The sequence below is a fragment of the Leptolyngbya sp. FACHB-1624 genome, assembly GCF_047649235.1.
Lineage (GTDB): Bacteria > Cyanobacteriota > Cyanobacteriia > Leptolyngbyales > Leptolyngbyaceae > Leptolyngbya > Leptolyngbya boryana.
Map to the genome: position 1 here is coordinate 89,221 of NZ_CP180258.1, position 25,845 is coordinate 115,065.

A 25,845-nucleotide genomic window follows, 5' to 3' on the forward strand; every position below is an offset into this window, starting at 1 on the left:
TATCTGTTCTCTCTGAAAGCTAAATTCCACAAATTTGGGAATTGAGGGGCGCAAATCACTTGAAATAGCACCCCTCATCGAATTGACGTTAAGCCTCAATTACCACTCGCAAATTCCCTCGTTTCTTCGACACCCGACAAGACGTAGAAGACCCCGATCGCTCAAATTCGAGATCCAACAATGTTGGACCCACCCGTAAGTTCTGCAACGACAGCGAATTAATCGACTCTGGCAAAGCCGGATCAATCACTCGCAAACAGTTCCCAGGCGCGTCTGGAACCAAGTTCACAATCATATGCACCAATTGGAAAATGCTTCCCGTTGCCCAAGCTTGCGGCGTACAAGCCACTGGATATTGAACTGGCTCATTATCATCTGTGCGATCGTAGCCGCAGAACAATTCCGGCGGACGTTGATACGGCTGATAGCGCGTCATATCGAGCAAGCCTTTACACAGTTCTAACGCTTGGTCAATTAACCCAAGCGAACGTAGCCCGATCGCAATTAAAGCATTGTCATGAGGCCACACCGAGCCAACGTGATAGCCCATCGGATTATAAGCAGGCGACAAACTACTTAATGTCCGAATGCCCCAACCATTGAACATATCCGGCGCACGTAACCGTTCCGCCACACTGTAAGCTTTCTCCGGCGTGAAAATGCCTAAGCTCAAACAGTGCCCTGGATTTGAGGTAATACTATCGACTGGATTGCCATCGCCATCTAATGCCAAAGCACAGAAATCTTGATCTTCCATCCAGAAATCGCGATTGAAGCGAACTTTCAGATCTCTTGCTTCCTCATCCCAGCGATCGGCAAGATCAATCCGCTTCTTCATCCGGGCAATATGGCTCAGCCGAACTTTCGCAGAATACACATAGCCTTGAACCTCGCAAAGCGTAATCGCACCTTGAGCGAGTCTACCTTTACGATCGACAATACAATTCCCCGAATCTTTCCAGCCTTGATTGTCCAGCCCTCGCTTTGACGTGCGGTGATAAGCAAGATAGCCCGTTTCTCGCATATTGCGATCGATCCAATCCATCGCAGCTAGTGCAGAATTCCATAAGCGATCGAGCGTCTCATAGTCTGCTGTCCAGGAGAAATACTCTGCATACAGCATTAACCACAACGGGGTTGCATCCACCGTTCCATAGTAAGGAGTGTGCGGAATCTCCTGACAGCGCGCCATCTCACCAAATCGAATCTCATGCAGAATTTTTCCGGGTTGCTCTTCGCGCCATTCATCATCTGCTTTGCCTTGATAGTGCGCCAGAATTGCTAGCGTTTCTTTCGCAATTTGGGGATCAAGGAGTAACGTCTGAGAAGCGGCAATGATGGAATCGCGTCCAAACAAAGTCGAGAACCACGGAACGCCAGCCGATAACGCTTTATTTCTGCCAAAGGTTTGTCTGAGCAAGTACACATCTTGCTCGGCTCGTTCGATCACTCGATTGAAAGTATTTTTATCCGATCGAATCTGAGTCACCTGCTGCCGCCAATGTTGCTCCTCGGAAAGTTCTGCCGCTTTGGCTTGGGAAAGCGTCATCGGCGTGCTGACTCTCGAAACCGGACGACCGTTACTCAAAGGCTGCAAGCGATAGCCAAATTTCTGAGTCTCATGCGGCTGCAATTTGAGTTGCCATAGGGCTGTATAGCCTTTGAGGAAGTGCGGTTGATGATGCACGAAGTCGATTCGAGATTCTAAAACCGAGCCATCTAACCCTTGATATGCCAGAGTCAGTTCAACCTGAGCCGTTTCTGGCGCTTCAAACGAATCCGGATCTGACTCGACTTCTTCTACAGGTTTGGTCATCTCAACGGGTACATGACGAAGCAGCGTGCCGCGTTGCGATCGATCAAAGCCCCGTACCTCAAACAAATCAATAAAGTCTGCATCAAAGCTAAGACTTAATTCAAACTCAATCGGTTCGGTACTATAGTTCGCGATCTCGATCTCCTCAAAGAGTCCTCCATTTAGCACCAATTCGCGTTTGATCCCGATCGTTTCAGCAGGAATGCGATCGTCAATGCGAGGATTCGTACACAGCACAGATAGTACAAATCCTTTTTCTGCCGTGCTGCTCAGCAAAATGGGAGGGCGACCATCGATCTGAAACTCTAACCGATTCAGAAAGCGCGTATCATGACAAAACAATCCTAAACCGCTACTGCGTCCCTCATCCGAGGAGCCGCCAATGTTGCCAAACGTATCCGTGAGTAGAAACAGATCATCATCTTTGAGCGTCAAAATGGGTTGGGGGCGCTCATTCAACACAGAAGCCCACTCTGGAATGGGCAACTCTTCAGCCGGAACAAACTTTTTACCGTCGATTTCAATGATTTCTGACATTGGTCAAGAAAAATGGGCAAGGGGACAGAATAAAACTTCTCGAAGTTCGTTTAAGGATTAAGACGAGTTATAAATCGTAACCATTTTAACGATGAAGTGATCCGTAGATTTGAGGTTTCGATCTTTTGCTTCTCTTTTTCTTTGATTGCAATTGTTTTAGTTTATTCATGAGTTGTCAGGCTGAACGCGACCAACAATATGTTTTGTAAGCAATTGTCTGTGCTTTGTGTAACATTTTGCTTAAAGTCTTCGTCAATCTCTGTCTGGATGCCATTTTGAGATCGACCTAAACGTGGTAGTATCCCAAGTGCCCTAGATCAGCATTTTGAACGTCCTGGGTCTTACTGCTTTTCGACGAACGGAGAAAGCAGGTTTGGTTTATTTGATCGTCTATAGAGTTGTTCACCGTACATGCCGCTGCCATCTTCCCACCGTCGAACTAAAATTGTCGCTACGATCGGTCCTGCAACCAGTAGTCCCGAAGTCTTGCGCGACCTCATTGAAGCGGGTGCAACAACACTCCGCCTCAATTTCTCCCACGGAACGCACGATGATCATCTCCGAAGCATTCGCTTAATTCGGCAGATTTCCTTTGAATTGAATCAGCCCGTCGGGATTTTACAGGACTTACAAGGACCAAAGATTCGACTTGGGCGCTTCGAGAATGGCCCAATTACGCTGAAAAAAGGCGACCCCTTTACGCTTACCAGTCGCACCGTTCCCGGAACCCAAGAGATTAGCTCAGTCACTTATGAGCATCTCTCTGAAGAAGTTCCTGAAGGCGCAACAATTCTGCTCGATGATGGCAGAGTCGAAATGAAGGTTGAAAAGGTCGATCAAGCTGATCGATCGCTGCATTGTCGAGTCGTTGTCGGTGGTCCGCTTTCTAACAACAAAGGGGTGAATTTCCCTGGCGTTTACCTCTCGATCAAAGCTTTAACCGATAAAGACCGCAAAGATTTGGTCTTTGGCTTGGATCAAGGTGTGGATTGGGTGGCATTGAGCTTTGTGCGCAATCCTCAAGATGTTTTGGAGATCAAAGAACTGATCGCCAGTGCAGGTAAGTCTGTTCCAGTAATTGTGAAGATCGAAAAGCACGAAGCGATCGAGCAAATGGAAGCGATTCTCTCGATCTCAGATGGAGTCATGGTCGCGCGGGGCGATTTAGGCGTTGAACTTCCGGCTGAAGATGTGCCGATTTTGCAGAAGCGATTGATCAAAACGGCGAATCGTTTAGGGATTCCGGTGATTACTGCCACTCAAATGCTCGATAGTATGGTGAGCAGTCCTCGCCCGACTCGTGCAGAAATTTCGGACGTGGCGAATGCGATCTTAGATGGCACCGATGCGGTGATGCTGTCGAATGAAACGGCAGTTGGGAAATACCCGATCGAAGCAGTTTCGCAAATGGCAACGATCGCGATTCGGATCGAGCAAGAGCATTCTCAAAAACTGTTGGAAAATACAGGTCGATCGATTCCGAATGCGATCAGTCAAGCGGTCGGTAATATTGCGATGCAGCTAGATGCAGCCGCAATTATGTCCCTGACGAAGACCGGAGCGACAGCGCGGAACGTGTCAAAATTCCGTCCGAGAACTCCGATTTTGGCAATTACGCCGCACGTAGATGTAGCACGGCAGATGCAGCTTGTCTGGGGCGTAAAACCTTTACTCGTTCTAGATTTGCCTTCCACAGGTCAGACGTTCCAAGCGGCATTGAACGTGGCACAAGAAAAAGGCATGGTGTCTGAAGGAGATCTAGTCGTGCTCACGGCTGGAACACTTCAGGGGGTCGCGGGTTCGACTGATTTAATCAAAGTTGAAGTCGTCACAGCAGTCCGTGGCAAAGGCGTAGGAATCGGACAGGGATCAGTCAGCGGTCGCGCCCGGTTAGCTTCCACCATTCGGGAAATCCACCAATTTCATTCGGGTGAGATTTTAGTTGCACCGAGTACAACGGCAGAGCATATTGATGCGATTCGCAAAGCGGCAGGGATTGTCACAGAAGACAGTAGCCTCACAAGCCATGCAGCGGTGATTGGCTTGCGGTTAGGCATTCCTGTGTTAGTGGGTGTGAAAAATGCAACCGGGGTCATCCGCGATGGTGAAATTGTGACGTTGGATATGCAACGAGGATTGGTTTATTCCGGTTCGAGTGGTGCAACGCAGACAGATGCGGCTCTGTCAGTCTAGAGTTTAGTCTCGACTTGCGTTGAAATGAGAAGCATAAGGCACAGAGAGATAGGAAATTCTCGTATCTTATGCTTCGATTGCTATGTAGCAATGATAGCAACTAGTACGGATTGACATTGATTCCCAAACGTCAGAATCTAGTAAGGCAAAGGTTCGCGTACTTAGGAATAAGAATTGATTCTCTGCAATGTCTCGAACTTGCTCTCATTTTCGATCCGTCTTCCGGTTTGGGAGCAAAGGTCGTTTAAGATGGAGGCAAAGCCGTTCAGAGTTGTAGATCATTAAATTCATGACTCTTGGCACCGTTGAAGTCTGGCTCTTTCTGCATCTTCCTCATAGGTGTTTCCCTGGCAGAATGATATGAAGCAGTTCTGCACTCTTCTCCTGATTCGCCGATCTCAGTTTGACAATGCTCTCTTTCAGCGATCGCTCAGTCAGTCCCCTGACGTTGACTGGAATATCGTTGTAGCACGTTCAGGCAATGCGGCGCTGAATATTTGTTGCCATGCTGCTCCAGATGCGATCTTGATGCACTCCGATCTGCATAATATGGAAGGCGAACAATTTATTAGCAAACTCAAGCAATTTGAAGACACAGTTCCGATCGTTGTGATCGCGCACACATTAGAAATTGCATCGCAACTTCTAAAAGCAGGTGCAAAAGATTACATCCTCTCGCACAAAGTAACGCCAGAAGTATTACAACATACACTGCAGAGCGTAGTACTGCGGCAAATGATCGAGGGAAACCAAAAGGATCGATTAAATCAACAGCTTAAACAAAGTCAAATTGCGCTGAGAAGAGCGATCGCGCAACGCGAAGAAGCAGAAACCGCAAATCAAAATAAAGACGAATTTCTCGCTGTCGTTACGCACGAATTGCGCACACCACTCAATGCCATTTTAGGCTGGGCGAAATTACTGCGATCGCGCAATCTCGATTCTGAAAGTATCGATCGAGCCTTAGAAACGATCGAGCGCAATGCCCAATCTCAATCTCAATTAATTGAAGACCTCTTAGACATTTCACGCATTATTCGAGGTCAATTGCCGATCAAAGTCATGATGGTCAATTTATACGCAGTCATTTCTGCTGCGATCGAGGGCGTTCGACCAACAGCAGCAGAAAAGAACATTCAGCTTGAATTTAGCTCGATGGATTTAGATCTGGTCATTTCAGGCGATCCGAAACGATTGCAGCAGATTTTATTAAACTTGCTCACCAATGCAATTAAGTTCACTCCAGCAGGCGGAAAAGTTACAGTTCAACTCACTGAACTAGATGGAATGGCATACGTCAAAGTGATCGATACCGGGATTGGGATTCAGCCTGAATTTTTACCGCATATTTTCGATCGGTTTCGTCAAGATGAAACCAATGCTGCTTCCGCAGACGGGTTAGGTCTAGGTCTGACGATCGTGCATCAATTGGTCGAACTGCATCGAGGATCAATCACCGTTGAAAGTGAAGGCAGCGATCGCGGTGCGACATTCACCGTCCAGTTTCCACTTGCTTCGCTAAAACTCTGAACTGATCCCAAGTTTCATAAAGAAGCCTTGAAAACTGAAATCATTCTGGCTTTCAGAAAATACGCCTGGACTCGCTCCATCGACAAATCGAATCGAATTCGACACATTAAAGAGATGTTGATATTCATAACCCGCACTCAGATTCAAAGTCGCTTGCTGACTGATTTTGGGTTGCCAACTCACTCCTAAAGCAAACTCCAAACCTGGCACAAACGTTTGATATTTATCCTGCGAAATTCGAGCGACCAGATCAGCACGATTGTTATCGGTTTCTTCGTAGCTCGTTGTCCGATTGCCCACTAGAATCATTCCTGCACCGCGACCAAACAGACTAAAATCTTTGCCGAGTCTAAGATCTGCTTGCGCGCCCATGCGAGGTCCAAACCCACTCAATCGATTCTCAATCCGAGCCGTTGCCTGGTTAAAATCTCGCCCATCATAGGCAACATTCATCACTTGATTCACAGTCGCAAATCGCAATCCTCCAAACACTCGCACACCCAAGCTTTGTCCAATTTTGAACCGATAAGCTAGTTCAGCATCAGTCGCTGCATAATTCATCCGCGCACTGGCGTCCGCCGTATTGGCAGAATCATTCTGAACCGGATGCGTCAACGTAGAGTACAAGAACCCTTGAGTCGGTCGAACGGCACTTTGCTGCCCGCCAGTATTGAAAAACATATGAGTTGCAGCCACTTCCCAAGCCGTCTTTTCAGGACGATAGGTTAAACCCACGCGCAGCGCCGTTGGATCTTCATATCGAACTCTTGCCAGATCCCCACTAACTGCTAGTGCTTGTCCTGAATCTACGATCGCGAAATCCATCGCGTTACTCGTTCGAGCCTTTAAGAATAATGCTTCTGCCGAGACTTCAAACTGTTGAGGACGTTTTTCAGGAGCAGTCACCCCGACTTGATTAGAAGTAGGCTTTTTAGCAGTGCCGGATTGTGGCGAAATCTGCTGCCGTAAGCTTTCAATTTCTTGTTCTAGCTCTTGCTGCTTTTGCTCTAGTAATTGGAGCTTTCTAATTAGCTCTGCATTAGGAGAAGCTTGAGCGATCGTCGAAGGAGCAGGAGAAACTTCAGTCGCAAAAGCACTGAAAGGAGCGAGAAAAATTGCGGAAGCTGCAATCCAAGGGGCATGAATCTTTTTCACGGGAAAGTCCTAACAGGTAAGTGAGCTGGCAAAGGAAGCGTATTACTTATAACTCAATACGCTCGGCTTACTGAAAAAATTAATCCGGGAAGGAAAGCTGGAACCGTCCTTCGAGAGTGAGTTTGTTTTTCTCTTGATCTAGCTCTGAGATATAGCGCTGGAGAGCAGGACTGAGGAAGTTCACAAGATAGGCGTTGATGCGAGGATTGATGATTGTGCTGTCCCCTGCACTGGGATTTGTTGCTCGGATCACATTTGTTCCTAATGTGTCATTCAGTACATCCGTCTCTGCACCTCCAAACAAGTAATCATCTCCAGCATCTCCTTGCATCGTATCAACGCCTCGAAGTCCAAACAGGATGTCATTTCCATCGCCGCCTGTCATCGTATCTTCAGCAAATCGCGTTGCTCCTAGATTTGAATTGCGGTAGATCAAATCGTACTGATGAGGTAGACCTTGACTGAAGTTGTAAGATTCGTCGCTGGAATCGAGATAGCCTCTGACGATTTCAAAGCTGAGATTGATTTGTCGATCGACGATCGGGAGCAGCAGCGTTGCATTATCGCCCAACATCAAGTCATCGCCTGCTTCACCATTCATCACATCGTTTTGAGCAATCAGGGTATGAGACTGATTGTTATTGACATACTCAATGCCGTGATTGGTATTGTGCAGGTCGCGAATGAAGGTTCTGACATCTTCAGCAAACAGTTCGAGATCGCGTTGGAATTGTAGGCGATCGCTTTGAGTGACAGGCGCTTGATTTGCGAGCGGCAGAATCACATTACTATAACCAGCAATCATTAAGTCATTTCCAGAACCACCATTCACCAAATCGTTGCCGAGCTTCAGGTTAAACTCGCGCAGCGTAGAACGAGCAGGCTGATCACCGCCGATAAGTGCATAGTTCCAGAAGCTGCCTTTCACATAGTTGGGATTGCTGAAGTTAGGAGCAAGAACAAAAGTGTCATCAGCGAGAAGCTTGTCATCGCCACTATTTCCAGTGATTTGATCATTGCCGATCGCTAAAGTAAACGGCTGATTCATGGGTCGAGTGGTGAGCGGATCTAATACCGTATCAACGGTGCGATTGAAGTTCGCAATTAATTGCTGAAGATTTCCGACCATTGTACTAATCGCCGCAGCATTACTCGGTGATTTAATCGTTAAGCCCCCGATCAAGAAGGCATTGTCACCCATGACTAAATCGCGATCTCCCCCTGCATCAATCACATCTCCACCGAGTGTAATTTCTCGTGCAGCCGCACCACTGGTTCCAGTTAGTGCGAGTTCTAAACCATGCAGGTCATAGTTCAACTGATACAGCGATCGCATCATCAGATCCAACGATTGATCAATTCCAGCTACTCCTGTTCTCAGCGGAATAGTATTTGTATAGTTATCTCCCACAACCGTGTCTAAGCCAGCACCCGCCGAAATTTGATCATTTCCTGCTAGTAAATCAAGATGATTGATCACATCAGGAATGACAGCAGCTAGCGTTTGGAACGTTACACCCGAGGTTGTACGAAGCGCACCCGTGATCGGAGTCGGAGAATGATCGCGCGTTAAAGTTGGTGAGAGCGTCAAGGCTGGCAGCAAGCCCGAAATTGGGTCAGGCGTTAAGGTCAAGTTTGGCGTAACGATCGTCCCGAAGAAATCGAGAGCTAGGTTTGCATTCTGCTCAATCAGGTGAATCGCACGCGTGACGATCGGGAGTTCCGTGTTAAACGGTGGCAGATTCGAGGTGTCATCTCCAACGATGAAGTCATCGCCTGCAAGATCATCAATGAAATCATTGCCTGCATTACCTTCAATGTAATCATTGCCTGTTCCACCTTGAATCGTGTCGTTACCGCGCTGACCGAAGAGCGCATCATCTCCAGATCCCCCATTAATTGCATCATTCCCATCTGCTAGGAGTTCGACCTCATATCCAGCCGATTCAGTCAGTAACAAGAGATCTGGATTTTGGAATTGTGCCGCAGTCGGTGTGTTGCTGACGGTTCCAGTCACGCGACCAACATCAGTTAGAATCACATCTCGATGCCACGAGCCATTGAGATTTCGACGAGCCGAACCATCTGGATTGACATCGCGAGTAATGATACCGACATCTCCTAAAATCGTGTCTTGTCCGTCTCCACCTTGAATGATGTCATTGCCCAGTTGTCCATAGAGTTCATCATCTCCAGCACCACCATCAATGAAATCGTCTCCACGCTGACCTTGAATGATGTCATCGCCAGTTCCTCCGACCATCGTGTCATTGCCAGCGATGCGATCGACATCATCAAAGCGCACAATATCTCGAATAACCGTCGCAAACGGTGCCACAAATCGCTGCCACGCATTGTTCACCCAACGCCGAGTAATCGTGCCGTTATCACCGAGCATCACATCCGAGTCTGCTTCTCCATCCATCGAATCATTGCCATCGGCACCACCAAGAACATTGTGACCGCCAGTCATGTCATCTTCACCTGCACCACCGTACATGATGTCGTTGCCTTGCTGACCGAGCAGAATATCGTCGCCTTGATTGCCATACAGCACGTCGTCTCCACCGCCATCGGCTGCTTGTGTGTCGATCGAGACGAAATTGCGATCGCGCTGCAATGCCTGATAGACGATCGCATGATCACCCATGACCAAATCATCTGATGCACCAGTGGACACAGGTTTTGAATCTCCTTGACGGTAGAGCGCTGTATCATCAATCTGCACGCCATTGATCATCCACACCGCAGCATCTCCGGTCGCAGCATCCCGCCAGACAAACTCAGCCTTACCATCGTTGTTCAAGTCACTAATCGCTTTGACTTCCCAGTTAAAGGGCACACCCGAAATGATCACAGCGGCTCCTGCCAGTTGAGTGCCATTGATCAACCAAACCGCAGCATCGCCATTACCGCGATCGCGCCAGGCGATATCGCTCTTGCCATCATTGTTAAAGTCGCCAATTCCTTCGATCGTCCAATTGCTCGGAATTCCGGCTAGAACAATTCCAGATCCAGCAATTTGCAACCCATTCATCAACCAAACAGCAATCTCACCGTTCGTTTGCCCTCGCCAGAGCAGATCGGCTTTGCCATCGTTGTTAAAATCGCCAATTCCCTGAATGTTCCAGTTCAACGGCACGCTGCGGAGAACAATTGCAGATCCAGCAATTTGCAGACCATTCATCAACCAAACGGCAACATCGCCATTACTGCGATCGCGCCAAATGAGATCCGCATTACCATCGCCATTGAGATCATCAACGCCTTCAATGGTCCAGGTCAACGGTACGCCTGGAACGACGACTGCGGCTCCCGCAATTTGCGAACCATTCATTAGCCAAACAGCAACATCGCCATTACTGCGATCGCGCCAAATCAGATCCGCTTGATTGTCGTTATTCAGGTCAGAGATACCTTCGATTGCCCAACTCAGTGGCACACCTGGAAGCACAATCGCAGCAGTGTCAATCTTTCTGCCGTTCATTAACCAAAGGGCAACATCGCCATTAGCACGATTGCGCCAGATAAAATCATCCTTGCCGTCTTTGTTGAAGTCGTCAATTCCTTCGATCGTCCAACTCAAAGGCACACCGGGTAAGACCACTGCGAAATCGAGTATTTCTTTGCCATTCATCAACCAAACGGCAACATCCCCCCGAACTTGATTGCGCCAAACGAGATCGGTTCGACCATCTCCGTTAAAGTCACCTTCATCAACAACTGTCCATTCCCGAGTCAAGACAACGTTTGGATCAGCCCCGTTATCGCCTGCAACAAAGTCAGAACCTGAGCCACCGATAACTTGATCTTCACCTGCACCGCCAAAGATACTATCGTCACCGCCCAAAGTTGGATCAGTAGTTGTGATGATATCCAAGGTTGATAGATCAGAATCGGCTCCAACGACCGCATCCCCTGCAAAAGCAAAATCGAATCGACCGTTATCACCTAAGATTCTGTCATTGCCAGAATCGCCGTAGAGAATATCATCGGCAAATCCGCCCAGAATCAGATCAGTCCCATCGCCCCCGGAAACAACATCATCTCCCCCAATGCCTGGGTCGATGCTATCCACGAGTTTTACCCGTCCGCCCGTTAACGTAATTTCAGCCTGATCTCCAATCAGAATGTCGTCTCCTGCATCGCCAGTAACGGTATCGTTTGCGGCTCCAGCGATCGCAATATCATTGCCGTCATTCCCTGCGATTTGATCGTTGCCACCCAAGGTTGGATCAGTGGTCGTAATCAGATCGAGGGTTGTAAAGTCGCTATCGACTCCATAGTTAAGGAGTCCATTGTCACCGAGAATGATGTCTTGTCCTGCATTACCTTGAATGGCATCCGCCCCATTTCCACCAAGAATGCGATCGTCACCCTCATTGCCTTGAATATTATCGTTTCCACCAATTGCTGGCGAGGTTGTGGTGATCAAATCTAAGGTTGTGAGGTTACTATCTAGCGTGTAATCTAGGCTGCCGTTATCGCCGAAGATGACATCATTGCCTTCATTTCCTGTGATCGTGTCGTTTGCGGCTCCACCGAATAAGAGATCGTCGCCTGTATTTCCAGCGATCGTGTCATCTCCACCTTGGTCTGCAAAAGTTGATTCAATCTTCTCAATGACATCGGCAGCATTACGAGTGATGTAACCATGATCGCCCAAGATCACATCGTTGCCTTCATTGCCTGTGATGAGATCGTTGTCTGCCCCTCCCAAGATGATATCGTTGCCCAATCCACCTGTGAGGATGTCTTTTCCACCATTTGCTGGATCAGTTGAGTAGATATCATTTGCTTGAGCAGTTCCATCTCCTCGAACAATGACCCCGTGATCACCCAGAATCACATCATCTGCAAGATCAGAGCCTCCAGTAATCGTGTCATCGCCAGCGCCACCAAGAATAAAGTCGCCTTGGTCATCGCCATCGATCGCATCATTGCCACCGAGGGTTGGATCAGTAGTTTCAATGCGAGCTACAACCCCAGTCGGCATCGTCACTTTCGCATTGTCTCCAGTGATGAAGTCAATTCCAGTACCACCTTTGAGGGTATCGTTCGCGGCTCCACCGATGAGAATGTCATCGCCTGCATTGCCTTCAATCACATCATCTCCGCCTTGAGCTGCGAAGCGTGCTGTGATTTCTTCTACAACATCCGATGCATTGCGAGTGATGTAAGCATGATCGCCATACACGATGTCATTCCCTTCATTACCTGTGATGCGATCGCTCTCAAATCCGCCGAGAATCAAATCATCTCCCAGACCACCAGAGATACTATCTTTTCCGCCACTTAATTCATCGGTTGAAAAGACATCATTCGCTTGGGCTGAACCATCGGCACGAACAACTACGCCATTGTCTCCAAGGATAGTGTCATTGTCTGCTCCTCCCGCGATCGTATCGTCGCCAGAGCCACCCAGAATAATATCTGTGCCATCATTCCCTTGAATGGTGTCATTGCCGCCACTGAGTGCTTCTGCCGTCTCAATCCGGGCTACAACCCCATTCAGCATGGTGATTTTGCCGTTATCTCCGAGGAGGATGTCGCTACCGACATTGCCCTGAATGGTGTCATTGGCGAACCCACCGAAGATTAAGTCATTGCCATCATTACCCGTAATATTGTCGTCGCCGCCATTCGATGCGAAAGAGGTTGCGACTTGCTCAATTTGGTCGTTACTATCGCGAGTGATATAAGCATTGTCGCCAATGATCCAGTCATCGCCTTCGTTTCCTGCCAGGATGTCACCGCCGAGACCTAATGCATCATTGCCACCAGAACCACCGATGATCAAGTCATTGTCTAACCCTCCAGTGATCGTGTCTTTGCCGCCGAAGGTTGGCTCAGTCGAGTAAATATCATTGGCTTCAATCGTGCCATCGGCTCGAACTACAACGCCATTGTCACCGAGTAAGACATCTCGACCGATCTCTCCAGAAACCGTATCGTCCCCAAATCCGCCGATCGCAATGTCATTACCGTCATTTCCAGCGATCGCATCATTTCCTCCGAGTCCTGGATCAATCGATTCAATTCTCGTTAAGATGCCTGCCGAAAATTGCGCGCGTCCGTTGTCTCCAATTAAGAAATCATCGCCAGCATTTCCAGAAATCGTGTCATTTCCAAATCCCCCGATCGCAATGTCGTTGCCTTCATCACCATTTAGCGTGTCGGTTCCGCCAACATTTGCTTCTGTCGTTTCAATCTTGGTGACTGCACTATTCACAAAGTCAATCACACCTTGATCACCGATTAAGCGATCGTCTCCCAAGTTTCCAGAAATCACATCATTGCCGGCTCCACCAAAGAGAGCATCATTACCAATTCCACCGGAGATCGTATCGTTGCCATCTCCTGCAACCGAAGCATTCGCGGCGCGAGTCACTTCTCCTGTCGGAGCAAATGTGAGCGTTCCAGTATCCCCAAAGATGTAATCCGCCGCGCCGTTATTGTCATTGAAAACCGCGATCGAGCGATTGACATCAATCGTGGCATTATCGCCAGCAATCACATCATTTCCGGCTCCACCAAACAGATAGTCCGTTCCATCTGCGACATTCGCAGTAAAACTACCTCCAACGATGTTGTCATCGCCACCTTCCCCATAAACGGTATCGCTTCCAATTCCACCGGAAATTGTGTCATTCCCTTGAGAAGTTTGCTGTGTAGCACTTGGACGCGATCCAGCAGGAGCCGTCATCACATTCGCATCAAAGGTAAAGCTGTTATAAGCCGCATCTGTTGCTTGAACCGGGAAAGTTGAATCGCCATAGATTTCATCATTTCCGGCATTGCCATCAATACGATCGTTCCCTGATCCGCCGCCGATCAAATCGTTGCCTGATCCGCCTTGTAGCGTATCGTCGCCATCCCCACCATTGAGAACAATACCGCGTGTGGATGCAGTTGCATTCACCACATCATTGCCTGCTTCACCATTTACAACTAATGTTCCACCTGGAGTGATCACCGAAACCGTTACGTTATCATCGTTTGCGCCTGCATTAACGGTCGTTGCGCCTGCATTGGATTGAACTGCGATCGTATCAGCACCCGCAGCACTATTTAGAGTCGTAGAACCTGTGTGTGTACTTTGAATCGTAAAGGTGTCTCCACCTGAACCGAGAGTAATGTCTAAAGCTTCAACAGTGTCGTAGTCGATTGCACCTGCCATTCCTAAGCCCGAGACGCGAGTGCTGGTTAAATTGCCTGTGTTTGCAGTAGTATCACCCGAGTCAATCACGTTGAGAGTATCAGTACCCGCATCCCCTTGAACCGTTAGAGTCGCGCCAATATCGTTAACAGTATTGCTCGCGCTTCCAACATTAATTGTGTCGTTGTCTGCACCTGCATTGACTGTAGTCGCGCCTGAGATCGATTGAACATTGACAGTATCCGCGCCTGCATTCGCATTGACCGTAGTTGTTCCTGCGATCGTGCTAGCAACAGTAAACGTATCAGCCCCAGAACCGAGTGCGACCTCGATCGCTTCGACTCCTGCGTAGTTGATCGTGCCTGTCATACCCAATCCGAGCAATTGAGTATTCGTGAGAGTTCCAGTGTTTGCGGTTGTATCACCTGAGTCGTCTGCTTTGAACTGATCGTTTCCGGTTCCTCCGTCGATCGTCAAATTCGCACTGATCCGATTTAGAGTGCCATTCGTATTTGATGTAGGCGTGGAATTACTGCCGATATTGATCGTATCATCACCATCTAAGGTTCTAATGGTTACAGGTGAACCCGTCGAAACATTGGTGAGATTGACGCGATCGTTGTTGCTATCTCCAGTAATTTCGACAACTGGAGCTTGGAGGGTTCCGCGAATGTCGATCGTGCTTCCAACCGCATCTGCATTTCCGTAGTCCCCTTTAATTGCAATTTGAGTTGCAGCCGCGATCGTACCCGTTGGATTCAATGTGAAGTTGTCGCCTGCAAGTAGAGAAATACTAGCACCTGTACTTTCGACTTTCGTATTGGCGACAACTTCAATGTCTTCGCCTTGATTTTGTGTATCTGTTGTCGTGACTTGAACATTCCCAGAAGCCGTCACATTCTCGCTGACCGTTACCGATCCTGCATTGGTGAGAGACAGATCACCTGTGATAGTTAAACCGATCATCGGGCTAATTCCGCCGATCGATAAATTCCCAGTGTTGTTAATCCACATTCCCCCTGAACCATTCGCTTCGAGTCGAGAAACGGCTGTATCGATCGCATTACTGCTAGACCCGATTCCAGCAGTAGCTTGCAGAATTGCATTTTGAGCAATAATGTCTGCACCGACAGTATTTACATCAACTAATTGTCCAACCGTTTTTAGATTCACTGTGCCAGATTGAGCCTGGACTTTGCTAATATTTGCGGTGCCTTGAGCAATGTCAACTTTGACAGAACCTTGAGTCGAAGAGAGATTCTTGAGATTGTAAATTCCATCGATCGCAACACGAGACAGCTCAAAAGTATTGAGATCAAATTGATAAATATCAGCTTGTCGAATTGCGAGATCAATATCTTGTCCAGCCGTAATGCTGTTGATTTCTAACCCATCAAGCTGTGTGATGCCAGTGCTGAGAGCATTGCTTGATAGTTGAAGATTGAGAGAAATGCTCTGTCCAGCATTTGCCTGCAATGTTGCATTCGTTGTCTCATCGAACAAGCGTAAATTCAAACGATTGGTGAGATCTCCAATTCGACCCTGTGCCGCATTCAAATTCGCGCTGGCATTCTCTAGCTGGACATTGCCACCCATGAGGATACTTCCGCCTTGGTTGGTGACCAGCAAGCTACCCGTTGAGTTCTCAATGAGTCCTGCAAAAATCACATTAGAAGCAGTATTGTTCTGAATAGTGATGGAAGGCAGACCGACAACATCTGTAACCGTTGTGACATTAGCAGTATTGATATCGGCTCGAATATCCAAATCAGGAGACTCAACTGCATTATTAATCGTCCGAATCCGATTAATTCGCAGATCCTTCGTCGAGTTATTCGTAATGTCAACGCTTTCTAGAACGCTATTTTTGTGAATGATTACATCTCCAGTCACCGTTCCGAAAGGAGAGTTAATTAAGATCTGTCCAGGTGGCATTGTCGTCACATCGCTGACTACGGCTTCATTTCCAACAATCTGGGCTGAAATATTCCCCTGAGTCAGAACAGACAAATCTGGATTCACTACCAGAGAAGCACGGCTAGGTGCGCCTTGATAGATGTCACCTGCAAGATTAATTGTATTGTTGCTGGAGAAGTTACCAGAGCGTTTTGCTTCTGCTTCGCTGTTCAGAATTTGCTCAACGAGCTTGATGACTGTCCGAGTCACCCATTTCACGAACCAACCAATAATCGGAATTTTACTAACGACTTTGACGACTTCTTCTACTGCTGTCAAGACATAGTTCACAACAGTTTTAGCAACAGTTTCAGGATCGAGAACATAGATCGCATTGCGATCTTGAGGAGAAACAGCTTCTAGTAAAATATCAATCCCAGAAAGCTGTGATCGTGACTGGATATCAATATCGGCATCGAGATCCATATTGTTATGAGCCGTCGCAAACACTGAACCTGTCAGACCTGCGGCAATTTCTGATTTTGCTTTACTATCTGTATCGACTCCATCTTGTCGCGAGATAATTTCAAGACGGTTTTGACCATTTAAACTTGCGCCAATTCCATTTGTGACTTTGGTATCCACATCGGTATTGACATTCGACTGAGCATTCGTTGTAGAATTTGCCGCAATTGTCTTCGAGTAGGCATCTGCATCGACATCAAGCTTAGTGACTTTTGAGTGCAGTTGAATACGATCGCTTAATAGACTCGCACCATCCCCGATGGTTGTACGGACTTGAGAAGTGACATTACTCGTTGAATCGGTACGATTGCTAGTCACTGCACCGCCCGTTGAAATTGATCCACGACTACGTGCCTCATTACTGACTAGCGATTCAACCTTAATCGTTCCGCTAAGAGCCGTAATTCGAGTATTCGCTCCGACGGATGCTGTTGTATTGTCAGTAATGATCGCGGTTCCAGAAGTACTGGCTCCAGCAAACACCCCACCTGCACCCCCGATCGCTTCTGAACGAGTCACTCGATTATCAGACTGAGCCGAAATCGTGACATCTTGCCCTGCATTAATTTGTACGTTCGTGCCTGTGGAAGCAGTATTTGTATTGTCAATTTCTGCTCGCGCTGAAGTCAATCCTCCTGCTGCTATTCCAAAGGCTTGCCCGCTAGCATAGGCATCGACAATATTTGTGGATTGAGATTGGAGTGTGACATTTCCGCTTGCAGTCAATGCTGAACCATTATCTGCAAAAACACTCACCGTTGTCTTCGCTTTTGATGCCGCATCAGACCCAACACCCCCAATCAATCCACCTGTCGAAGATGTCGCGCTCGATTTTACCTGCTGTCCTCGGTGCTGTGCCAAAACCTGAATATTTTGTCCCTGAACCTGAGTATTGGCTCCTAAACGGGCAGAAACATTGACTGTTTCACTCGCATTGGCTAAAGAAACTCCAACTGCTGCTGCTCCATAGCTATTACCTTGAGCATCTGCGATCGTATTACTCGTCGATCGCGACTGCGCCAAGATGTTTCCACCTGCTTTGAGGTTTGTGCGATTCCCGATAGTTGTACTTAGAGTCGGATTAGTAATCGCGGTTGCATCGGCTCCATTGCCACTGAGCAATCCGCCTCCAGACGAATTTGCTGTTGCTCTTACATCCTTACCTGAAACGATTTGCCCCGTGCTGTCCAAATTGAATCGGCTATCGAGTAGAATGCTCGTTCCTGCATCGAGAACAGCATCGCTTCCAACACTAGTGGTTAAGGTTGGAGTCACTTGAGATTTTGCGATCGAAGCCCCAATTGCCAGTCCTCCCGCATTCACGCCAAATACATCGGTCGTGATGTCAGCCGTACCACTCGCGACCACATTGATATTTTGCAGCGTTTTGATATCTGCTTCTGCTCCAATACTTGCGGTAATATTCGGAGAAGCTTCAATCATCGCAACGTTCGCACTCCCTGCACCAATCCCGACCGAAAGCGATCGCGTCGTAGCAGTTGCCGTGAGATTAGAGTCTGCCGAGACATTGAGACTACCAACGGTGCTGCCTGCTAGCTGTCCGATCTGAGCATTGTCTCCAACGACAACCTGAGTTGATCCGCCACCCGTCAGTCGAGAAATTGCGGCTCCAGCAACGTATCCTCCAACTTGCAGGTTGAGCATCGTGCTGGTATTTGTTCGATTCGCACGAGCATTGACCGAGACATTGTTAGCTTGATTAATTCTGGCTCCGTTGCGAATTGCTGCAATTTGACTACTATCATCGTTGACAATTACAACTTGAGCACCCAAGCCCACCAGTCCACCCTGTCCTGCACCTGCAATGCTATCCAGGTTATTCGTAAAGTTCGCAGCAACATTGATATTGTTACCTGCATTGACAACCGAACCTGCTGCCAAGAATGCTTGAGTATTACCGTTGATATTTGCGATCGCAACCGATCCTCCAACACCGACTGCCCCGACTGTAATGTTACCGATTCCCTGATTTAGCGTAATTATCTCAGTCGCAGTCACATTGACATCTGCACCAGCGTTGACGATCGCATTCACGCCCACAAAAGCACTGGTTCCGTTCAGCACTGGAGCAGTCGCCCCAAATCCTGTAGTTCTCATCCCGACAGTCTTGCTATCCGCCTTAGTTTTCGCACGAGTCGCAAAGCTCGAACTACCTAAACCGCTATCAATTTGGCTCTTATTGAGTTGACCATCGGTTGTAGATTGAGTGTCAGAGACAGAACTCGTTCCATCACTGGACATACCACTGCCAATATTGACAACAGAGACCGCCCCTGCGACTCCAACGCCACCGCCTGCGAATGCCATGACAGCCGTTGTCACAGATTTATTCGAGACCGCATTGGCTGAAACAGTACGCCCTGCACTCACCGTTGCGTTATCTCCGATCGAGGCTGAGGTCGTATTCCAAATCCCCGACACCATAACCGAAGCACCAAAGCCTGCAATTCCTGCACCTAGAGATGCAACGCCCCCTGTCAGAGTCGAATCGTTTTCAGCAGTCACTCGGACATCTTGTGTGGCTGTGCGATAAACCTGATTTTGGTTGACTTGGCTTGTTCCATCGATCGTTGCGATCGTGCGAGTGGTCAGTGAGGAGACTAATGATGTACCTGCTACTCCTCCAAATAGCGCCGCCCCTAGAGACGCACCGCCTGTGGTCACGATTTCTACCGAGGTTGCTTTGACTTCAGTCAGTCCACTTGCATTCGTTGTAGAGTTCGTGATTTTTGCCGTTGTCGAATTGGCGATCGTAATGACGGAAATCGCCGCACCAAATCCAACTCCCTTACCCGCAAGTCCTGCTGCTCCTGAGGCTCCAGTTGCTTCGACTCGATCATCAGCAATCACTCGCAGATTACCAAAGGTATTAATGGTCGAACCTGCAATGAATGCTTCATTCTGACTGCGAATATCACTCACTAGAAGTGAACCTGCTACTCCTGCAAAAAATCCACCTGCACCACTTGCAACAACGGACCCAAATTTTTCACGAGTAAAGGAAGTGACATCAACGCCAGCTTGGGCATTAACAATCGGAGCATTGTTAATAAAGGCACGAGTCGTATTTCCAATCACAGTCACATCAACGGTCGCACCAACACCGACTGCGCCACTCCCCGCGATCGAACCTGCTTTAATGTCAACATCAGAATTATTGAATGCCTTAACCTTGACGGTTTGACCCGCATTTGCCCCCGTGTTATTTGCATTAACGGACGCGCCATCGATCGATGCTGTCGTCTGACTTTCTAAAACGGTGACAGATGCTGTTGCTGCTACGCCTGCTTTGCCGCCCCCTGCAAGATTGACGGATACGACATCCACCTGCTCTTCGCTGGTCGCGATGACTGCAACGCCGCGTGTGAGTTCACTCGTTCCTGTACCATCCGCTTTTGGAATCGAACTCGTCGCATTACCTTTTGCGGTAACACTTGCACCTTGGCGAATTGCAGCTTGGGTTGTATTTGCGATCGTATTGACATTCGCAAGACCGCCAACTCCTGCTGCGCCTCCAACCGAAATTGTCCCGCCATAAAACTCGATCGCATTTTGACTATTTGCCAGTACAAGTACGTTGTCATCTGCGCTGACGGTTCCACCGACGATCTCTGCTGTTGTGGTATTTCCCATCATGCTGACGGAGGCAGAACCCGCAACACCGACCTTACCTGCGCCAGAGCCTCCGACAGAAATCGTCCGCACTGTGTCACGAGAATCTGCGCTGACAATCACATTGCCTTGAGAACTTGTAACTGTAGAGCTTGAAATCTGTGCGATCGTTCTATTTTCTAGATCATTCACGGCCAGTGAGCCTGCAACACTCACTTTACCTGCAACTGCTAAAGCTCCCCCATTCGCCTCTAAAGTCGAAGATGCGATCGCTTCGACTTTCACATCTTGAGCCGCAGTCACTGTAGCACTATCTGTAATATGGCTATCTACTGTTTTACGAATCAAGTTAACAGAAACAGATCCCCCAATCGCAACGCTTTGAGCACCTGCGCCTCCGACTGTAATCGTTTTAATCGTTGCGCTTGCTTCAGCAACAGAACGAACGCCTGCATTTTGTGACGTAACCGTAGATTTCTCAATGTAGCTTGTCGTCGTCGTTGAAATATCATTCACTGAGATTGCGGCTCCGATCGCGGCTGTTTGAGAGCCTGCAATTCCACCTGATAAGCCTTCGATCGTGCTAATGTCTTTCGCGCTTAAGTTGATTTGTCCTCCTGCTAGAAGAACAGTATCTTTCTCGATAAAAGCACGGGTTCCGCCTCGGATGAGATTGATCGAGACAGAGCCACCTAACCCAAGTTGTTTACCGCCACCGACTCCTAGTGTTAGAGATTGAATCGTTCCTGAAGATTCTGCGGTGATCTCTGCTCCTGCGGTCGTCGCGAGTGTAGACTCACTGACAAAAGCTTGAGTATTATTTGTGATGCCATTGTAGGCAACGGCTGCTCCGAAACCACCGTTTTGACCGACTCCGACCGCACCTGCTAAAGATTGAATCGTTGCAGTATTTTGAGCAGAGAGTGCGATCGCGCCTGTGGGTAGAGCCGCGCTGATAGTCTGGTTCGTTTTCGTTATCGAAGCTTCTGTAGTTAGAGCGATGTTGTTAACTGAGACGGTTCCCGCGCCGCCAATTCCACTCTGTTGTGGAGAGATGCCAAGAGAGGCTGTGATAGATTGAATTTGAGAGCGATTCAAAGCTGCAAGTGTCAGGCTAGTCTCTAGATCAAGCGTAGAGTTATTGAGATTCGCTCTGACCGTATTCTTGATGATGTTGACCCCTACGCCTGCACCAAATCCAGCCCGTCCACCCAAACTTGCTGCCCCGCCGATCGCGAAAATTTGAGAGTTATCTTCCGCATTCAGTAAGACACTTCCAGCAATCGCAGCTTGTACGCCATCAATGTAAGCCTGAGTGGTATTGCTAATCCGGTTGACCGAGACAGAGCCTGCGATCGCAATTCCATTCTTACTTGGAGCGCCAGAACCACTTGCTGACAGCGCAAATAAATCTCCGCTCCGAGTTGCTTTTAAAGAGAGTTCACTCGCATCCAATGCAAGTTTTTGTCCCCCTGTCGCAGTACCCGAAATGAAAGCACTGGTTGTTCCTGTTAACGTATTAACGCTGACAGAACCTGCAATTCCGACTGATGTAGCATTCGCATCAGTGGATTTCGCAAATGCAGCAGAGCCAGAAGCGACTCGCATCACCGTGTCATTGGTCGCTTCTAGGGCAACTTTTTCTCCCTTGATTGTGCCTGCATCATTGATAAAAGCAGAAACGCGATCCGTCGCTGTGTTGATAGAAACGTCTCCAGAGATGCCAATGCCTGATTTGCCTTGATTCCCTTTGTCGTTGGAGGTGTTCGCAGCGCTATTATTTTGGTTGCCTGGAGACTCTTCTGGGGTCATTTCTCCAAAGAGCGTTGGCAACGTCACTCCATCTAAAGGATCATCAGACTGCCCTTGAGAATCAGCAACATCGGTGGATTGTTCGGGGGGATTTTGATCGGTTTGAGCTTGAGGATTTTTAGACGCGATCGCAGCGGCTAACGAGAACGACCATAAGCCTCCTGTTCCTTTCGCTTGAAGGTTAATATCGCCGACATTAATGGCTGTTCCAGTGATCGGCACGCCCGTTTCCTTGCCAATCAGCGCAGAAACCGTTCGATCCATCTCATTGAGTGAGACTGACAGACCCACACCGACGTTTCCGCCCTTCGCGACACCTCCAACTGCATTGACCCGAGTCGTCTCATCTCCTGCCGTAATGTTTAGTGCTCCACCTGTTACCTTTGCACCACTGCTCAATTGTGCGAGTGTCGTACTCTTCTGATTGGTGTAGGAGAACGTACCCCCCACTCCAAACTGTCCACCGCTTGCACCTGATTGAGCAACATTGACATCAATGTTTTTAGACTGAGCATTGATGGTGAGATTTCCATCTTTTCCAGTACGAATTTCTGCATTCTGGTCTACTTTTGCGATCGTTGCACTGTTGTTAAACAACAAGAAAAGCGACCCGCCCATACCGCCTTTGTCGCTTTGGGAGCCAGCCGGATTCAGTTCTGCTAGGCGATCTTTAGAGGTTCGCAGATCATTGAGCTTGTCTAAAGAAATTTCAAAGTCGAATACACCTGTGACATTGATCAGATTTAAATCAGTTGTTGCTTCGACTGTGACGGTCTGTTCATCTGATTGATAAGCAGCATCTTGATTGATTTTGGCATTTGCGCCGATGATGGCTTGAGCATCGCTATTAAATTGTTGATAATTGACCGATCCTGCTAAACCTAGATTTTTACCTTTTGCCGTGCTCTTTGCCCAAGAATTGAACAATGAACTCTTAAAGCCTAATGTCCCATCAAGATAATCTGTAAAGCCTGATAGCCCATCATCTTTCAGCTTCTGCTTAAAGTCAAACATCTCTTTGAGCGTGGTCAGGAAAGGATAAGTGATTTCTGCGCTAATCGATGTTGTTTTACTCGCGTCGAGCACCGCTCCTGGTGAAATTGTTGCTTTTGCGGTATTGCTATATAGTCCTACAATGACCGCTGCGCTGGCAGATTTTTGCTGTGCAGAAGCATCATCTGCGGCTTCGGAAGAGGCTTCTGAGGCAGTCTGTAGCTTATTCTCGATCGTTGCTTGCACATAGAGATCCGCTTTCGATTTGAGAACGCCAGTTACGCCGATCGTCGCTGCAACAGTATTGTCAACTTTAGAGAATGCTAAAGCACCTGCAAGACTAAAATTAGATTTTGCTCCGCTTCCACCCGATCCGGCATCTTTTGAGGCATTATTTTTAGTCAATGCTTCAATAATTTTCGTCACGGCAATTTCTGGCTTGACATTATCGGCGATCGCAGGATCACCCCCAACTCCTGAAGTTGCATCAGCCTTGTCTTCGCTTTCTAATTGAGCGACAACACGTAGCCCCGGATCGCGGATAAGATGGGCTGATCCAGTCACGCCTGACTTTGATACGTCGATCGCTTTGTTCTCTTCAGTATCAGAAGCGGATTCTGCTAATTTGATGGTATCGCTATCGACCACAATGACATAGTAAGTTTTGCCATCTTCAAGACCTTTGAGATCCGAACCGCCGCCATTGTTATAGACGATCGCTTGTCCTTTCTTAAAACCGTGATCGACAATCTTAATGGTGTCTTCGTCATCACTGACATTAACCGCTGGATCAAATGCTTTTGCGATCGTTGTTGCTGAAGTAACTTGACCATCTACAACCGCTTGAACATCAGAAGTTGTAAATCCAAGCCCTAGAGAAATGCCTGCTCGTCCATCGTCATAGGCGCCAGCTTCCGCACTGGCTTCTCGCTCGACCTTACCCGTTGCCAGAATGTTCGCATTTCGTCTGGCTGTAATCTTCGCTGCTTGTGCGATCGTCGTTTTTGCAGTTAAATCAGCATCAGCAACAGCCAGCGAGACAGCGATTCCGGTATTATCGGCTGGACCAATGCCCATATTCTTCAGCGTGCGAGTTGTCATACTCGCTTTAGCGCTGGCATTGGAGAGAATATCTACATCTCCTTGAGCGGTGATCGTCACGCCTTGAGCGATCTCAGTGATTGCAGAAGCAACTGCATTACTCCAACCAATACTGAAGTATTGACTGATCGCTTTGGATGTCGCATCTGCCGCAGCTTTAGCAGAAATGATCACATCGCCGCTGGTAATCAACTCAGAATTATCTCCAATCGAGATTGTTGAGTTTGATTTGCGAATCATCACGCTGAGCGGTAAAGACGCAATCTCCTGACCAAACTCAACCAGCGGCGTGACTAGTGCGCCTGCCAAATATTTATTGAGTCCTTCAATTGGATTTTTATCTTCTGTTTCTGCACTCAGATTAATGCCTGCGGCTTGGATTTTCGTATTTTTACCGATCGTGATGCTGGCATCTTTGGTATTTCCTGTAAAGCCACCCACAATGGGAATTAAGCTATCCAGCGTTGAGGCAGTTTCACTAGCAGTAAAGGTTAGCTCGCCATCAAGGGTAATATTTACGCCATCGAACACTGTAATCGTTGGAGCCTCAATCGTCAGGTTGCTAAATCCGCCCGTTCCGATTAGCCCTCGCAGGTCAACTCTACCTGTCGCTTTTAAAGTGAGATTGTCCGCTCCACCAGCGTTGTCTCCAGTAATGCCGCTTGCATCGATCGTGATATCCCCAATCACGTCTAAAATCGCGTTGCCTGTGATCCGCGCGATCGCACCTGCTGTATTGATGCCTGTATTCGTAAGGGCGCTTCCAGTAAAGCTAATGCCTAGAACAGATTGATAGTCAGCGAGTGCAGTAGATTGAAAGACTATTCCGGCTTCGATCTTGCCGTGTTGATATTCTAAAGTCCAGTCTCCACCTAGCGCTGCGCTTCCAGTCAAATTCGTTGAAGCTGCAACATCTGCCTGCGTCAATTCGCTCAAAATATTGACAAATGCCTGTCCAATTTCGCCCTGTGCAACCTCACATCCGTAGAGCAAGATATCTGCGTCTTGAGTGAGTGCCTTTGACCAACTTCGGAACTGATCCGCATACTGCTCCAAAGCGTTGCTATCGAGCCAGTTTTGTCCTAATGTCAGTCCGCCGCTGCTTCCATGCGAAAGAATGTGAACTGCCGAGATGCTCGTGCGCTCTAGTAGAATGTCGGTGATTTGCGAAACTGCATCTTTGATGGGATCTAGAACATAGATTTCTGTTCCTGAAGCAGCGTTTGCGAGGAGCTTTTCATATCCTTGAATTCCACGATCGACAAATGCAATCGAACTCGATCGAGAGATATCGTTTAGTGCTGGACTTAAGTTAATCTCAAGCGGCGCAGGGGCAATTGCCGTTGTAGAACCTAGTAAAGCATTACGAAGTAGAGCATCAGATTGCATAAGTCGTTACCGGGATTAAGTTTGGATGAAAAGCAAAACCGCGCGATATCTAGAAGCGATCGCGCTCAGGAAATTAACATGAATTGGATTGGGCTGTTCTCAACCA

The 25,845-nt window shown here is 48.0% G+C and carries 5 protein-coding genes; 2 read left to right on the forward strand and 3 right to left on the reverse strand.

Annotated elements, in window-relative coordinates; translation table 11 throughout:
• Positions 1-88 precede the first annotated feature (88 nt).
• Complete coding sequence (locus tag ACMUEV_RS00395; protein ID WP_190652594.1) at positions 89-2,353, reverse strand: amylo-alpha-1,6-glucosidase; 2,265 nt, start codon at positions 2,351-2,353, stop codon at positions 89-91.
• A gap of 411 nt (positions 2,354-2,764) precedes the next feature.
• On the opposite strand from ACMUEV_RS00395, the gene pyk reads away from it, so the two are divergent.
• Positions 2,765-4,546: a pyruvate kinase gene (gene pyk / locus ACMUEV_RS00400; RefSeq protein ID WP_190652593.1), complete on the forward strand. Its 1,782-nt coding sequence runs from the start codon at positions 2,765-2,767 to the stop codon at positions 4,544-4,546.
• A gap of 360 nt (positions 4,547-4,906) precedes the next feature.
• A complete protein-coding gene (locus ACMUEV_RS00405; protein WP_190652592.1) occupies positions 4,907-6,076 on the forward strand; it encodes a hybrid sensor histidine kinase/response regulator in 1,170 nt (389 codons plus the stop codon).
• On the opposite strand, the gene ACMUEV_RS00410 is transcribed toward ACMUEV_RS00405, so the two are convergent.
• Together ACMUEV_RS00410 and ACMUEV_RS00415 are read right to left on the reverse strand one after the other, a co-directional pair.
• Complete coding sequence (locus tag ACMUEV_RS00410) at positions 6,065-7,231, reverse strand: Lpg1974 family pore-forming outer membrane protein (protein WP_190652591.1); 1,167 nt, start codon at positions 7,229-7,231, stop codon at positions 6,065-6,067. The genes ACMUEV_RS00405 and ACMUEV_RS00410 overlap by 12 nt on opposite strands.
• 79 nt (positions 7,232-7,310) lie before the next feature.
• Complete coding sequence (locus ACMUEV_RS00415; RefSeq protein WP_190652590.1) at positions 7,311-25,739, reverse strand: DUF4347 domain-containing protein; 18,429 nt, start codon at positions 25,737-25,739, stop codon at positions 7,311-7,313.
• Positions 25,740-25,845 lie beyond the last annotated feature (106 nt).